Raw genomic sequence first — 16117 nt, 5'->3', positions numbered from 1 at the left:
GCCATGCCTGCGTCGATCGCCGCAGCGTACGACCAGCTGGCCGCACGCTGGCTGGACGCGGATGACCACTTTGACCACAGCAACGGCGTGCGCCAGCATGAACGGGCGCTCGCCTTCCTCCACGGGACGGCGGATGCCTGGGCGCTCAATGTCGGCTGCGGCTGCAATACCCGGTTCAACCGTGCCATGCGTGCCCATGGCCTGCGCATCGAAGGCGTCGACATCTCGGCGCGCATGGTGGCGCTGGCGAAACAGGCCGATTCGGAAGTGGTCCTGCACCATGCGGACGTGTGCGACTGGCCGCTCCCGCGCAGCTATCGCTTTATCACGGCCTGGGACAGCATCTGGCACGTCGGCCTCGAACAGCAGCATGCCCTGATGCACAAGCTGATGGGGGCGCTCGCACCCGGCGGGGTTTTCATCTTTTCCTCAGGCGGCCTGGATGGCCCCGCCGAACATGTGGACGACGCCATGGGCGTGCCGGTCAGCTACAGCACCTTGGGGATACCCGGGCTGCTCGAGCTAGTGCGCAAGGCGGGCTGCATCTGCCGGCATCTCGAGTTCGACCAGTATCCGCTGAAGCACGTCTACATCATTGCGCAGCGCCCGGCCTGAGGCAGCTGGCCGCCGGCGCGACAGTCGGTGACGAAATTGGGAAGTCCCGAGGACAAAGTCGCGACAGATGCGGCGCCGGGGAAGGCTAGGATGCATGGACCCTTCGACCTTGCGGACACCATGCATACTACCTTCCTCGCTTATCGCCCCCGCCTGGCCGCCGCCAGCCTGCTCCTCCCGATCGTCCTGCTCAGCGCCTGCGGTGGCGGCGAACCAGGCAAGGGCGGGGCCGGTGACGGCCCGCCGCCTGTACAGTCGGCTGTGGACCATCGCGCTACCGGCGAAGCCATGGTCAAGGTGCGCGCCAGCGGCAGCGGCAGCGGCAGCGGCAGCGGCAGCGGCTGGGTCGCGCTGGCCGAGAAGCTGGAACCCTCGTTCGCACCCTTGCTGCGCCCGATGCGCCGCCTCGTGATCGCCGAGGGCGCCGCCGCCACCAGCGCCTATGCGCCGCCGGACGGCTGGTCGCTGCTCGACTTCGCCGTCCACCCCAGCCGCGAGATCAGCGTGGTGATCGCCACCGACACGCAGGTGCGCCTGCTGCGGCTCGACCGGCGCGGCGTTCCGGTTTCCCAGCTCGACTTCCAGGATGCGGCGATCCCGAACGATCCCTATATCGGCGAACCGGCCTTCATCCGCGACCACAAGGCCCTGCTGCCGCAGGCCACGCGCGACGGCGTGCGCCTGGCGCCGCTGGGCGAGCACCTGGCAATGGCCTTGCACACCCGCCGCAACTCGATCCTGGCCTACCGCTACACCTTCGGGGATGGCGGCTTCGTGCGCAGCTGGCGCACCCTGGTCGAGCCCGGCGTTGCCGTCTATGGACGTTCAGTCACCACCGGCACCTTCGACCCGTTCGGCGGTCTGCAAGGACAATGGCAGGTGCTGCTGGATACCGACGCCAAGGGACGCATCGCGGTGGGCGTGAACCTGAATCCGACCGACTACGCCGAGGGCCATGCCGAGCATTTCAAGGAAACGCTGCCCGCCGAGTTCTACAGCGGCGCCCTGGTGACCGAGCTGGCCGCGGACGGGCGGCGGGTCGGCACCAGCTACCTCGACACCCGCGCGCCGACCGAAGTGAAGGCCCTGCGCTGGCACGGCGACGCCATCGTCGCGGTCGGGCGCATCCTGCCGGAGCGCCGGCCGGATGGTTTCGGCTGGGACGGCCTGCTGAGCGTGATCCCGGCCGGGCAGACGGGCAAGGCCGCCTATCGTGCGATCGACTTCGACCGCGGCGACGCCCTGCTCGACGTGGCCTCGCTGCCGGACGGGCGCCTGCTGGCTTCCGGCAGCAAAGCCTACTTCCAGAACCCGAACGGAGCCAGCATCTCCGACGACGCCCGGCCGCTACTGGCCGTGCTCGATCCGGACGGCCGGGTGCGCGAACAGCTGCCGGTAGCGGCAGGGCCGCGCCACAACCAGCTGCGTTCGGTGACGCCGTGGGCCGGGACCTGGCTGGCGGCGGGCATGGACAACGGGCCGGGCACGCACACGGCGGACGCCGATCCGGCCCTGTTGCGCGCCGATGGTTTCGTGCGCAGCTTGACGCTGCCTTGACGGAAACGCAAAAGCAACAAGATCCTGACTATTTCCCAAGGGATAGGCAATTTTTGCTAAGCTTGGGCACGTGGACAGCAACGAGAAAACAGGCCTGGTCCTCACAGGCGGTGGAGCGCGCGCCGCCTATCAGGCCGGCGTGATGCATGCGATCGCCCGCATCCTGGCCGACGCCGGCCGTCCGGCACTGCGCTCCCCCTTCGACATCATCTGCGGCACCTCGGCCGGCGCCCTGAACGCCACCGCGCTGGCCTGCCGCGCCGACGACTTCCAGGCCGCCGTGCGCGGCCTGCTGGCCGTTTGGGAAGGCGTCGCGGCGCACCAGGTCTACCGCGCCGATTCGCTCGCCGTGCTGCGTTCGGGCGCACGCTGGCTGTCGCTGCTGTCCTTCGGCTGGATGCTGCGCAAATGGCGCGCCGCGCCGCCCCGCTCCCTGCTCGACAACACCCCGCTGGCCGGCCTGCTGCACCGCGCACTCGACCTGCCGCGCCTGGACGCGGCGCTGGCCGACGGCGTGCTGCATGCACTCGCGATCACGGCCTCCTCGTATAGCAGCGGCCACCACATCACCTTCTACCAGGCCGCGCGCGAGATCGCCCCCTGGCTGCGCCACCAGCGCCTGGCCATGCCGACCCAGATCAGCGTCGAGCACCTGCTGGCCTCGAGCGCCATTCCCTTTATCTTCCCGGCGGTGCCGCTGTATCTCGGCGGCCGGCGCGAGTATTGCGGCGACGGCTCGATGCGCCAGCTGGCGCCGATCGCGCCGGCCATCCACCTGGGCGCGACCCGCGTGCTGGTGGTGGGAGCCGGGCGCATGTCGGAAGCGGCGGCGGACGCCGCCGAGCCGGCGCCGGGCGGCGGCTACCCGAGCCTGGCGCAGGTCGCCGGCCATGCGCTGTCGTCGATTTTCCTCGACAGCCTGGCATCCGACATCGAACGCCTGCAACGGGTCAACCAGACCCTCGAGCGCGTCCCGCCAGAGGCGCGTGCGGCGCTGCCGCTGCGGCGCGTGGAACTGCTGGTCATCGCACCCTCCGAGCGCCTGGACGACATCGCGCTGCGCCACGTGCACAGCCTGCCGGCGCCGGTGCGTACGCTGCTGGGCGGGATCGGCGCGCTCGAGACGCGCGGCGCGGCGCTGGCGTCCTACCTGCTGTTCGAGGGCAGCTACACGCGCGAGCTGATCCGCCTCGGCGAACACGACACCCTGGCGCGGCGCGACGACGTGCTGGCGTTCTTCCCCGCATGAACGCGCTGCTGCGTCGACTCGTCATGGCCTTGCTGCTGGTGCTGTGCAGCGGCGCACTGGCCGCGCCGCCGCGCCCGACGCTGCGCTTCGAGCACCTGTCGGTGGCCCAGGGCCTGGCGCAGGAAACGGTACTGGCCGTGGTGCAGGACCGCGACGGCTTCATGTGGTTCGGCACCCAGAACGGCCTGTCGCGTTTCGACGGCTACCGCGTCGTCAACTACCGCAGCGTACCGGGCAAGCCGCGCTCGCTGTCGAACAGCTGGGTGCGGGTGCTGCACCTCGACCGCCACGGCAGGCTGTGGCTGGGAACCGATGGCGGCCTGAACCTGTACGATCCGGTGACCCAGTCGTTTACCCTGTTCGCGCCCGAGGAAACGGCGCGCCGCGGCAACGGCAACCGCCACATCAACGCCATCGTCGGCGACGGCCGCGACGGGCTGTGGATCGGCACCAACGACGGCCTGCAATTCTTCGACACCGCGCTGCGCCGCTTCACCACCTGGCATCACGAGCGCGGCAACGATCGCAGCCTGAGCGACGACAACGTGAACGCGCTGGCGCTGGACGGCGGCGGGCGCCTGTGGATCGGTACCGGCGGGGGGCTCGACAGCCTGGCGCCGGGCAGCGGGCGCATCGAGCGCCATGCTTCCGGCCTGGGCGCGCGCAGCAAGCCGGTGCATGCGCTGATGGTGGACGGCGAGCAGCGCCTGTGGGTCGGCCGCCTGGGCGGCCTGGAACGGCGCGCGCTGCGCGGGCCGGATGCGGGCCGGGTGAAGCGCTTCGGCCAGCCCGAGGGCCTGGGCCCGTGGTGGATCACGACGCTGTACCGCGACGCCGGGGACGAGATTTGGATCGGCACCCACGACAACGGCCTGCTGCGCTGGCGCGGCCGCGAGGACCGCTTCGACAGCTACCGCCATACCGTCACCGACCGCCACAGCCTGGGGGACAACCAGGTCTCGGCGCTGTATCGCGACCGCCTCGGCACCTTCTGGGTCGGCACCTGGTACGCCGGGGTCTCGCGGGTGGACCTGGGCAGCGGCGGCTTTGCCCGCATCGTGCGGCGCGACGACGCGCCCGACTCCCTGGCCGACAACAAGGCGCGCGCGCTGCTGGCGGATGCGCCGGGAGGGGGAGGGCGGCTCTGGGTCGGCACCGGCACCGCGCTCAACCACGTCGACCCGGCCACCGGCAGGGCCACCGTGTACCGCCCCGACCCGAACAATCCGGACAACCCGGACAGCCTGGCCGGCCTGCCGGCGGCCGCGCTCGCGCGCGACAGCAGCGGCCGGCTGTGGATCGGCAGCCGCACCGGCATCGCCTCGTTCGACCCCGTGACCCGGCGCTTCGCGCGCCAGGCGCTGCCGGGCGACGCCGACGCCAACAACGTGCGCGCCATGATGAGCACGCCGGACGGCGGCATCTGGATCGCCACCCGCGGAGGCCTGCACCGGCTCGACCCGCGCACCCGTGCGGTGGAAAGCTGGCGCCACGACCCGGCCAGGTCCGCCAGTTTGGCCGACGACATCGTGCGCCCGATGCTGCAGGACCGGCGCGGCCGCATGTGGATCGGCACCTTCGACGGCCTCGACCTGATGGACCGCGCCAGCGGGCGCTTCCGGCACTTCCGCCACGATCCCTACGATGCCGCCAGCCTGAGCCACGACGAAGTGCACGCCCTGTTCGAGGACAGCCGCGGCGACGTCTGGGTCGGCACGGCCGTGGGCCTGAACCGCATGGTGGTCGGCAGCGACGGGGCAGTGAGCTTCGTCCGCTACACCACCCGCGACGGCCTGGGAGACGATGCGGTGGCCGCGATCCTGGAAGACGACGACGGCCGCCTGTGGGTCAGCACCACCAGCGGCATCTCGCGTTTCGACCCGCGGGCCAGGACCTGGCGCAGCTACAGCGCCGCCGATGGCCTCACCGAGGGCGCCTTCTTCGATTCCTCGGCCGTGCGTGGCGACGACGGCACCCTGTACTTCGGCGGCTTCAACGGCATCACGGCCTTCGATCCGCGCGCCATCCGCGACAACCGGGTGCCGCCGCGTCCCGTCATCACCGGCCTGAGCGTCTTCAACCGGCCGGTCCACGAGGTGATGCCCTGGGTACTCAAGGGCCCGGTCGAACATGCCGAGACGGTGACGCTGCCGGCAGGCGCCTCGGTGTTCTCACTCGAGTTCTCGGCGCTGCACTTTGCCGCGCCCGAGCGCAACCGCTTCGCCTACCGCCTCGACGGCTTCGACCAGGACTGGGTGCAGGGCGACGCCGGCAAGCGCTTCGCCACCTACACCAACCTCGACCCCGGCACCTACGTGTTCCGGCTGCGCGCGGCCAACAAGGACGGCGTCTGGAGCGAGCAGGTGGCCGCGCTGGCGATCACGATCGAGCCGCCCCCCTGGGGTACGCCCTGGTTCCGCGCCATCGCCGTGCTGCTGCTGGCCACGCTCGCCTACGCCGCCGTGCGCATGCGCCTGTCGAGCCTGCGCCGCCAGAAGGAACAGCTGGCGCGCCAGGTCAGCGCGCGCACCGAGCAGGTGGAGCAGCAGAACCGCATGCTCGAGCGCCAGACGCAGGAACTGCGCGACCAGGAGGGACGCGTGCGCCAGCAGTCCAACGAGCTGGCGCGCGCCTACCGCGCGCTGCAGGAAAACGAGGAATTCCTGCGCCAGGCCAAGCAGCGCGCCGAAGACGCGACGCGCCAGAAGTCCGAGTTCCTGGCCAACATGAGCCACGAGATGCGCACCCCGCTGGCCGGCGTGATCGGGATGCTCGGATTCGCGCTGCGCGATGCCTCCCTGCGCGCGGCCACGCGCGACCAGATCGAGCGCGGCCAGGGCAATGCCGAGGCCTTGCTGGCCATCATCAACGACCTGCTCGACTTCTCCAAGATCGAGGCCGGCAAGCTCAGTATCGAGAACATCGACTTCGACCTGCACGCCGCGATCCGCAGCGTCGCCAGCCTGTTCGAGGCGCAGGCGGCCGGCAAGAGCATCGGCTTCGAGGTGGCGTTCGACCCCGCACTGCCGCGTTTCGTGGTGGGCGACCCCACCCGCCTGCGCCAGGTGCTGGTGAACCTGGTCGGGAATGCCTTCAAGTTCACCCGGTCCGGCAGCATCGCCCTGGAGGCCGACTGCCGCCCGGACGAGCAGGTGCGCGGCGATGGCTGGAGCATGGTGCGCTTCACGGTGCGCGACACCGGCATCGGGATTCCGGCCGATGCGCTGCCGCGCCTGTTCCAGAAATTCGAGCAGGCCGACACCACCACCACCCGCCGCTACGGCGGCACCGGCCTGGGACTGGCGATCTGCCGCCAGCTGGTGGCGCTGATGGGCGGCAGCATCGGCGTCAACAGCCGGGAAGGCAAGGGCAGCACCTTCAGCGTGCTGCTGCCGCTGGCGGATGGCGTCGAGCCCCCGCAGCCCGAGACGGCGCAGCGCGCGCCGCACACCCATCGCCTGCGCATCCTGTGCGCGGAGGATTTCCCTACCAACCAGATCATCGCCCGCACCATGGTCGAGGAAATGGGCCACCAGATCGACATCGCCGACAACGGCGTGCAGGCGCTGGCGGCCTGCGCCCGCACCCGCTACGACCTGGTGCTGATGGACGGGCGCATGCCCGAGATGGACGGCGCCACCGCCACCCGCCTGATCCGCGCAGGGGGCACGCCGGACGCCCGCGTGCTCGACCAGCACCTGATGATCGTCGCCCTGACCGCCAACGCCAGCGGCGAAGACCGCGCGCGCTACCTGGCCTGCGGCATGGACGCTTTTCTCACCAAGCCGATCGACGAGGACGCGCTGCACCAGCAGATCTCGCGCGCCATCGAGCGCCAGCTGGGGCGCGGCATCGCCCTGGCGCCGATGCCCGGCGCGACGAGGGAGCCGCCGGTGGCCGCGCTGGATGCGCTGTTCGGCGTCGCCCCCGGGGAAGCTCCCGGGTCCGCGGCGGCGCAATGGACAGGGAACGCAGCCGACGCGCGCGCCGGACGGAGCGAGCAGGCGCGAGTCCTGGCGGGGCGCCTGCGCGCCGCCTTCGCCGCCGACCTGCCGCGCCGGCGCGCCGAGCTCGGGGCCGCGCTGGCCGGCGGCGACCTGGATGCGGCGGGCAGGGTGCTGCACGGCCTGCGCGGCAGCGCCGCCTACCTCGGCGACGCGGCGCTCGGCCGCCTGTGCGCCGAACTCGAGGCTGCCGCCGACGCCGGCGACGGTGCGCGCCTGCGCGACGGAGCCGCCCGCCTCGAGACCTTGCTCGCCGCTTTCCATCCGTCCTGAGAAGGGGCCTTTGCCGCACCGGAGGCTGTGCCTATAATGGCAAACGACGCGTGTAAAAAGGGCCGGCTTGACATGAAAGTGCTGGTGGTGGACGACGACGTGGTGTCGCGCATGATGCTGATGCATCTGGTCGACAACTGCGGGCAATACGATATCGTGGAAGCGGAGGACGGCGAAGACGCCTGGCGCCAGCTGGCGGCCGGCCTGCGTCCGGGCATCGTGTTCTGCGACCTGCGCATGCCGAACCTGGGCGGCATGGAACTGCTGGCGCGCCTGCGCGCCGACGCGGCCCCTGGCCTGGCCGCGCTCCCCTTCGTACTGGTGTCGGCGGCCTCCGACGCCGATACGCTGGCCGAGGCCGGGCGCCTCGGGGCCGACGGCTACATCGTCAAGCCCTTCGCGGCAGGTCAGGTGCGGGCCCAGCTCACCCGTCTTGCGCACCCGGACGAAGATCCCGCCTCGGTCGCCCGGCGCCTGGGCATCGACGCCGGACGCCTGCTGCTCTATCTCGGCGGCCTGCAGCGCCAGCTCGAGGAAGCGGCGTCCCTTGACGCGCTGCCCGTTGCGGAGCAGCCGGTGCGCCTGCAGCGCCTGGCAGAAGGCTGCGCCACGCTCGGGCTGGCGGACAGCGCGGCGCGGCTGCGCGCGGCGGCGGACACGCGCCAAACCGATCCGCAAGCCACTCCACCAGCGGATGCCCAGGCCGTCGGCGCTGCGCTCGCCCACGCGCTCGGCGCCGTGGCGCGCCAGCAGGCGCGCGTGCAGGGCTGAAGCGAACCCGAAACAGGGTTCCCTTCCGAATCGCTTGCCGGTGAATTACTTTAGATTTAAAGTAATGTCGAAGTCGCTGCCGTTGTGATGAAGTTGCTGCGCTCTTGCTGGCATTTCTACAGGGACCCCACATGATCGACGTTTCCGCAGCACTTGCGCCGTCCGGCTATGCCGACGGTTTTGCGCGCGCCAACCTGCCGCCGCCCGACGCGTGGCCGGAATTCCGTTTCGACCTGCCGGAACTGCACTACCCGACCCGCCTGAACGCCGCCGCCGGGCTGCTCGATGTGGCCTCCCTGCGCGGCTGGGACGGACGCACGGCCCTGATCGGCAACCGCGAGCGGCTCAGCTATGCCGACCTGCGCGAGCGCGTCGACCGCATCGCCCATGTGCTGCGGCGCGACCTGGCGCTGCCGACCGGCAGCCGGGTGCTGCTGCGCGGCGCCAATTGCCCTATGATGGCGGCCTGCATCCTGGCCGTCATCAAGGCCGGCTGCATCGCGGTGCCCACCATGCCGCTGCTGCGCGCCCGTGAACTGGGCGTGATCGCGAGCCGCGCCCGCGTCGATGCCGTGCTGTGCGCGGCCGCGCTGCGCGGCGAGGTCGATGCCCTGGGGCTGCCGCTGCTGCTGTTCGATGCCCACGCGCCCGGTTCGCCCGATGCGCCCGGCTTGCCAGATACCCTGGAAGCGCGCATGGCGCTTCACGACGCGCCCTTCGCCGCGCACGACACGGCGGCGGACGACGTCTGCCTGATCAGCTTCACCTCCGGCACCACCGGCGTGCCGAAGGGCACCATGCACTTCCACCGCGACCTGCTCGCCATTTGCGACTGCTTCCCGCGCCATACGCTGCAGTCGCGCAGCACCGACGTCTTCATCGGTACGCCGCCGCTGGCCTTCACCTTCGGCCTGGGCGGCTTGCTGCTGTTCCCGCTGCGCGTGGGCGCCTGCGCGCTGCTGCTCGAGAAACTCAGCCCGGAGACCCTACTGGCGGCGATCCAGGAACACCGCGCCACCGTGTGCTTCACGGCGCCCACCTTCTACCGCCAGATGGCCCAGCTGGCCACGCGTTTCGACTTGCGCAGCCTGAGCCGCAGCGTATCGGCCGGCGAGGCCTTGCCGACCGCCACGCGCGAGGCCTGGAAGGCGGCCACCGGCCTGGACATGATCGACGGGATCGGCGCCACCGAGATGCTGCACATCTTCATCTCCGCCGCCGGCAGCGAGGTGCGGCCGGGCGCGACCGGCAAACCCGTGCCCGGCTACGTCGCCTGCATCCTCGACGAGGACGGTCGGCAGCTGGGGCCGGGCGTGGTCGGACGCCTGGCCGTGAAAGGCCCGACCGGCTGCCGTTACCTGGACGACCCGCGCCAGCGCAACTACGTGCACGAGGGCTGGAACATCACCGGCGACGCCTACGAGATGGATGCCGACGGCTACTTCTACTACCGCTCGCGGCTGGACGACATGATCATCTCGGCCGGCTATAACATCGCCGGCGCCGAAGTCGAAGAGGCGCTGCTGCGCCACCCGGCGGTGGCCGAGTGCGGCGTGGTCGGGCGCCCCGACGAGGAACGCGGACAGGTGGTCGAGGCCCACGTGGTGCTCAAGCCCGGCTTCGTCCCCGGGAGCGACACGGCCGTACTGCTGCAGGATTTCGTGAAGGCGCAGATCGCACCCTACAAGTACCCGCGCCTGGTACGCTTTCGCGAACAGCTGCCGCGCACCGAAACCGGTAAACTGCAACGCTTCAAGTTACGCATGGATGCGGTCTGAGGAAATCATGTCCGATCTCGGGGACGGTGAAGTGCAGGGCGGCGCGCTCGACCTGGCCAGCCGGCTGACGCAGGATCACCACCAGTCGCTCAAGCTGTGGCTGCGCATGCTGTCGTGCACCGTGCGCATCGAGAACGAGATCCGCACCCGGCTGCGCGCGGCGTTTGGCATCACGCTGCCGCGCTTCGACCTGATGGCCCAGCTCGAACGCCATCCCGACGGCCTGCGCATGGGCGAACTGTCGCGGCGCATGATGGTCACCGGCGGCAACGTCACCGGCATCACCGACCAGCTCGAGCGCGAGGGCCTGGTGCTGCGGGTGCCCGACCCGGACGACCGCCGCGCCTGGGCGGTGCGCCTGACCCCGGCCGGCCGCAGCGCCTTCGCCGGGATGGCGGCGGTGCACGAGCGCTGGATCGACGAGATGCTCGCCGACATCCCGCCCGACGACAAGGCCAGCCTGATCGCGCTGCTGGCTGCGATGAAAGACCGCCTGAGGCTGGACGACCCGCATTGAGGTCCCGGGAGCGGTGCTCACCCCCTTGTGCTTACCGGCGGTAGCAATTGTGCGACCCCGCTTGCACAAGCGCGCATAATTGCTGCATCCGTCAAGGGGAATCCATGAGCCTGATACCGCCTGATGTGCCACCGGAATTCCGCTCCTGCGGCCGGTGCCGGAACATGCGCGACCTCGGTTTCCAGGTTGCGTTCGCCTACCAGCCGATCGTCGACCTCAAGGCGCGCAGCATCTGGGCCCATGAAGCGCTGGTGCGCGGCACGCGCGGCGAAAGCGCCTGGTCGGTCCTGTCCCTGGTCAACGAGGAAAACCGCTACGAGTTCGACCAAATGTGCCGTGCCGAGGCGATCCGCGGCGCCGCGCGCCTCGGGCTGCCCGGCAGGCTGTCGATCAACTTCATCCCGAATGCGGTCTACCATCCGGCCGCCTGCATCCAGCGCACCTATTCGGCGGCGGACGAAGCGGGTTTTCCGCTCGAGGACATCATGTTCGAAGTCACCGAAGGCGAGCGCATGTGCGACCGGCCGCACCTGATCAACATCTTCCGCGAATACCGGCGCTACGGCTTTCACACCGCGATCGACGATTTCGGCGCCGGCCACGCCGGGCTGGAGCTGCTGTCGGCATTCCAGCCCGACGTGGTCAAGCTCGACATGGCGCTCGTGCGCGGCATCGACGGCGACCGGGCGCGCCAGGCGATCGTGAAGGGCGTGATGGCGATGTGTGGCGCACTGTCGGTGCGGGTGCTGGCGGAAGGCGTCGAGACGCCGGCCGAGCGCGACTGGCTGGCGGAAGAGGGGGTGGAACTGATGCAGGGCTACCTGTTCGCCAGGCCGGCGTTCCGGCGTCCGGGCGAAGTCGATCCGGCGGCCTGGATCTAGCGCAGGAGGGGGATGTCGGGCCAGGTGTAATAAAGTTAATCGTTGCAGCAATACAGAAAACGGCCTGGACCGTATAGCGCTTCCAGGCAAAAATGGCTTGCGAGGGACGCTTGCGACTGTTCTGCTTTGGCAAGACGGCTGGTACAATAGGGAACTGGCATGCGCAAGCAGGCCTGGCGAGTGTCGCCATAGTACAATGGATAGTACAAGGTCCTCCTAAGACTTAGATGCAGGTTCGATTCCTGCTGGCGACACCACTCATTCCGCCCGTCCGGGCAATGCTCCCGCCGACTCCTTCCGATTTTCGCCGCTGCGTGCACCGTTTTCGCATTTTTGCGGGGCGAAAAGCCATGAAACGGCCATGGCCAGCGCCAGTCGGTACAATGCACGCTTCTTTCAACATTTGCGCCCGCCACCCACCGGCGGGCGGGTTCATGGATCATGGCTGTCATTTCCCTTTCTTCCGCGCAACTGGCCTTCGGCCACGTCGCGCTGCTCGACCACGCTGACTTTTCCTTCGAGACCGGCGAACGCGTCGGCCTGATCGGCCGCAACGGCACCGGCAAGTCTTCGCTGCTGAAAATCATTTCCGGCCGTGCGAGGCTGGACGACGGCCTGCTGGTGATGCAGCAGGGCGTCAAGATCGCCTACGTCGAGCAGGAGCCGAGCTTCGACCCGGAGACGAGCGTGTTCGATGCGGTGGCCGCCGGCATGGGCGAGCAGCAGGCGATGCTGGCCGAGTACGAAGCGCTCACCGGCCAGTTCGGCGGGGACAATGACGAAGCGCTGATGGAGCGCATGCACGAGCTCCAGCTGAAGCTCGACGCCATCGATGGCTGGAACCTGGCGCACAAGGTCGATACCACCCTGGACCGCCTGGGGCTGAACCGCGAGGCGAAGATGGGTACGCTGTCGGGCGGGATGCAAAAGCGCGTGGCGCTGGCCGTGGCGCTGGTGTCCGCCCCCGACGTGCTGCTGCTGGACGAACCCACCAACCACCTGGACTTCACCTCGATCAAGTGGCTCGAAGGACTACTGCGCGCCTTTGCCGGATCGGTGCTGTTCATCACCCACGACCGCAGCTTCCTCGACAATGTCGCCACCCGCATCATCGAACTCGATCGCGGGCGCTTGCTTTCGTTCCCGGGCAATTTCTCCACCTACCAGGAACGCAAGCGCGAGCTGCTTGCCAACGAGGAAGTCGAGAACGCCAAGTTCGACAAGTTCCTGGCGCAGGAAGAAGTCTGGATCCGCAAGGGCGTGCAGGCGCGCCGCACCCGCGACGAAGGCCGCGTGCGCCGGCTGGAAGCGCTGCGCCTGCAGCGCACCGCGCGTCGCGAACAGCAGGGCACGGTCCGCCTCGACGTCGGCACTGGCGAACGCTCGGGCAAGATCGTTGCGGATATGGAAAACATTTCGAAGTCGTACGGCGAAAAAATTATCGTCAGCAACTTCACCGGCACGATCATGCGTGGCGACAAGGTCGGCCTGATCGGAGCGAACGGCGCCGGCAAGACGACCCTGCTCAAGATCATCCTCGGCGACGAGACCGCCGACAGCGGCACGGTCAAGCTCGGCACCCGCCTGAACGTGGCCTACTTCGACCAGATGCGCGCCCAGCTGAACGAAGAGGCGAGCCTGGCCGATACCATTTCGCCGGGCAGCGACTGGGTCGAGATCAACGGCCAGAAGAAGCACGTGATGACCTACCTGAACGACTTCCTGTTCGCGCCGGAACGCGCGCGCTCGCCGGTGAAGTCGCTCTCCGGCGGCGAACGCAACCGCCTGCTGCTGGCGCGCCTGTTCGCCAAGCCGGCCAACTGCCTGGTGCTGGACGAACCGACCAACGACCTCGACATCGAAACCCTTGAGCTGCTGGAGGAATTGCTTGAGGAATATACCGGCACCGTGTTTCTGGTCAGCCACGATCGTACCTTCCTCGACAACGTCGTGACCCAGGTAATCGTTGCCGAAGGCAACGGTACGTGGCGTGAATACGTCGGCGGCTACACTGATTGGGAACGTGTGCGCGGCAGTGACGCTGCGGGTGCGGCAAAGGGTGCGCCGTCCTCCCAAAAGGCGCCTGTGGCAGCGCCGGCTGCTCCCGCTGCGACCGCGCCGAAAGCTGGCGAAATGTCATCTAGCGCACAGAGCGTGTCTGGTAAAAAGGTAAAGTTGAGCTACAAGGAACAGCGAGAGCTGGAGGAACTTCCTCAGCTGATCGCGACTCTTGAAGATGAGCAGTCGGCCATTGCAGCACAAATGAATGCGCCCGATTTCTACAAGCGGAATCCCGGCGACGCGCGCCGCCTGAGCGAGCGCCACGCCGAGATCGATGACCTGCTGCTCGACGCCCTCGACCGTTGGGAGCGCATTGAAGCGCGCGCGAGGGGCGAGCAGCAATAACCAAACGGGCAGGCCAGGCGCCTGCGCTACAAGGACATGACCGAGCACAACGAACCCCGTACCGCTCCTCCAGCACCCGCCGCGTTATCGGTCGACGCACCTCTCTTCAGCCGCGCCGCCTGGGCGCGGATCCTGCCGTTCGGCGCCTACATTTTCTTCATCATCCTCGGCGACATGCTCGAGCGCACGGGCCTGACCCGCGCCGAGCTGCGCTGGCTGTATCCGGTCCAGATCGGCGTCGTGGCGCTGCTGCTTGCGCTGTCCTGGCGCCGCTACCACGAGCTGCGCGCGCCGCTGCCCGGCCCGGTGCAGCTGCTGGTGTCGGTGGCGACCGGCGTGCTCGTGCTCATTCTTTGGGTCAACCTCGACGCGCCCTGGATGACGGTGGGATCGAGCCCCGGCTACGATCCGCGCAGCAACGGCGAGCTCGACTGGCTGCTGGTGCTCATCCGCATCGCCGGCGCCGCGCTGGTCGTGCCCGTCATGGAAGAACTGTTCTGGCGCTCCTTCGTCATGCGCTGGGTCGACAGCGCCGACTTCGAAGCGCTGGAGCCGGCCCGCGTCGGCATCAGGGGTTTCCTGGTCTCGGTCGTCCTGTTCGGTTTCGAGCACAACCTGTGGCTGGCCGGCATCGTTGCCGGTGTGGCCTACAGCCTTCTATACATGCGTCACCGCAACCTGTGGTCCCCCGTGATCGCCCACGCTGTCACCAACGGCCTGCTCGGCGTCTATGTCGTGACGACGAGCAGTTGGGCATTCTGGTGACGGACGCCCTGGTCCGGCCGCATCCCTTCGAGCGCAATGACTTCAGAAAAGACGAACAACATGACGCATTCACGCCTCCCGACTTTCCGCACTCCCTGCCTGCGCCGGCTCGCCCTCATGGTCGCGGCGCTCTTCGTCCTCCCGGTCCAGCAAGCTTGCGCCCAGCAGCAGCCGGAAGAAGGCCTGCGCCTGTACGGCGGCATCGGCTGGGGCTATGACGACAACCTGCTGCGGGTGCCGGACAAGCAGCCCGCCTTCCGAGGCAAGCGCAGCGACCGCTGGCGCCAGGTGGACGCCGGCGTGGTCTATAACAAGCGCATCAGCCGCCAGCGCATCGCCGTCGTGGCCAAGGCGTCGAAGGTCAACTTCGACTTCTTCAAGCAGCTCGACTACGACGGCCGCGACCTGCAGGCGACCTGGTTCTGGGAGCTGGGCAACAAGTTCGAGGGACAGGCCGGCACCCTGTACGACCGCTCGCTGTCCTCGTACACCGACTTCTTCAGCGACGAGCGCAATGTGCGCGACCGCCGCCGCCAGTGGTTCGACGCCGGCTGGAAGATGCATCCGAGCTTGAAGCTGCGCACCGGCTTCACCCGCGAGCGCTACGAGTACGAACTCGTGCGCCAGCGCTTCAACAACCGCACCGAGAAAGCCGCGGAGGCCGAGCTCGTGTACCGGCCGCGCAGCGGCAACTCGGTGGGCCTGGTGGCGCGCCGCGTCAAGGGCACATACCCGTTCCGGCGCCCGGCCACGACCGGCGTGCTGGTGGATGACTTCACCCAGGACGAACTGAAGGTCCGGGTCAACTGGTACGCCACCGGCTCGACCACGGTGCAGGCCCTGGCCGGCTACGTGCGGCGCGAGCAGCCTTCCTTCGGCGAGGGCAGTACCAAAGGTTTCAACGGACGCCTGAACGCCACCTACCAGCCGCGCGGCAAGCTGACCTACAACGCCTCGCTGTGGCGCGAGTTCGCCCCGATCGAAAGCACCTTCGTCAGCTACACGCTGAACCGCGGGGCCAGCGTCGGCGCCAGCTGGCAGGCCACCGGCAAGATCAAGGTCGACGCCAATGCCTCCTATGAGAAGCGCGCCTACAACCCGCGTTCGGTCGCGGCCGCCGGTCTGCGCGATCTGGACGACTCCCTGAAGACGGCCAGCCTGCGCGCCACCTGGCAGGTCAAGCGCAAGATCGCCGTGTCGGCCGGCTGGCAGCACCAGGCGCGCAGCGGTTCGGAAACCCTGAACCTGGGCAAGTTCGACGCCAACACCGTGATGCTCAACGCGAACGTCCTGTTCTGACG

General features: G+C 68.9%; 11 protein-coding genes and 1 tRNA gene. All 12 read left to right on the top strand.

The annotated features are described in order from the left end of the window. Nucleotides 1–3 precede the first annotated feature (3 nt). The 12 genes from AC56KL_RS12585 to epsL all read left to right on the top strand — a co-directional run bounded on the left by AC56KL_RS12585 (nucleotide 4) and on the right by epsL (nucleotide 16115). On the top strand, nucleotides 4–615 hold the full coding sequence (locus AC56KL_RS12585) for a class I SAM-dependent DNA methyltransferase (protein WP_497180497.1): 612 nt from the start codon (nucleotides 4–6) through the stop codon (nucleotides 613–615). Nucleotides 616–735: 120 nt separating this feature from the next. Beyond that, a complete protein-coding gene (locus AC56KL_RS12580; protein ID WP_497180496.1) occupies nucleotides 736–2172 on the top strand; it encodes a hypothetical protein in 1437 nt (478 codons plus the stop codon). A 70-nt stretch (nucleotides 2173–2242) separates the two neighbouring features. Next, nucleotides 2243–3421 (top strand): patatin-like phospholipase family protein, encoded by a 1179-nt coding sequence (locus tag AC56KL_RS12575; RefSeq protein WP_497180495.1) that lies wholly within the window; start codon nucleotides 2243–2245, stop codon nucleotides 3419–3421. Next, nucleotides 3418–7698, top strand: coding sequence for a hybrid sensor histidine kinase/response regulator (locus AC56KL_RS12570; RefSeq protein ID WP_497180494.1), 4281 nt, complete (start codon nucleotides 3418–3420; stop codon nucleotides 7696–7698). Before AC56KL_RS12575 ends, AC56KL_RS12570 begins: the two co-directional genes overlap by 4 nt. A gap of 72 nt (nucleotides 7699–7770) precedes the next feature. Then, nucleotides 7771–8469, top strand: a complete 699-nt coding sequence (locus tag AC56KL_RS12565) for a response regulator (RefSeq protein WP_497180493.1) — start codon at nucleotides 7771–7773, stop codon at nucleotides 8467–8469. A gap of 131 nt (nucleotides 8470–8600) precedes the next feature. After that, nucleotides 8601–10247, top strand: coding sequence for an AMP-binding protein (locus AC56KL_RS12560; RefSeq protein WP_497180492.1), 1647 nt, complete (start codon nucleotides 8601–8603; stop codon nucleotides 10245–10247). A 7-nt stretch (nucleotides 10248–10254) separates the two neighbouring features. Further along, complete coding sequence (locus tag AC56KL_RS12555; protein WP_497180491.1) at nucleotides 10255–10764, top strand: MarR family winged helix-turn-helix transcriptional regulator; 510 nt, start codon at nucleotides 10255–10257, stop codon at nucleotides 10762–10764. 164 nt (nucleotides 10765–10928) lie between these two features. Further along, nucleotides 10929–11645, top strand: coding sequence for an EAL domain-containing protein (locus AC56KL_RS12550; RefSeq protein ID WP_497180490.1), 717 nt, complete (start codon nucleotides 10929–10931; stop codon nucleotides 11643–11645). Between the two features lie 182 nt (nucleotides 11646–11827). Beyond that, nucleotides 11828–11902 (top strand) — tRNA-Arg (locus AC56KL_RS12545). A gap of 184 nt (nucleotides 11903–12086) precedes the next feature. Beyond that, nucleotides 12087–14051, top strand: a complete 1965-nt coding sequence (locus AC56KL_RS12540) for an ATP-binding cassette domain-containing protein (RefSeq protein WP_497180489.1) — start codon at nucleotides 12087–12089, stop codon at nucleotides 14049–14051. A gap of 36 nt (nucleotides 14052–14087) precedes the next feature. Then, on the top strand, nucleotides 14088–14816 hold the full coding sequence (locus tag AC56KL_RS12535; protein ID WP_497180488.1) for a CAAX prenyl protease-related protein: 729 nt from the start codon (nucleotides 14088–14090) through the stop codon (nucleotides 14814–14816). A 60-nt stretch (nucleotides 14817–14876) separates the two neighbouring features. Next, nucleotides 14877–16115: an XrtB/PEP-CTERM-associated polysaccharide biosynthesis outer membrane protein EpsL gene (epsL, locus tag AC56KL_RS12530; protein ID WP_497180487.1), complete on the top strand. Its 1239-nt coding sequence runs from the start codon at nucleotides 14877–14879 to the stop codon at nucleotides 16113–16115. Nucleotides 16116–16117: the final 2 nt, after the last annotated feature.

The sequence above is a fragment of the Telluria sp. ZB4P34 genome, assembly GCF_059686055.1.
This window is presented reverse-complemented; position numbering and strand designations above follow the sequence as displayed.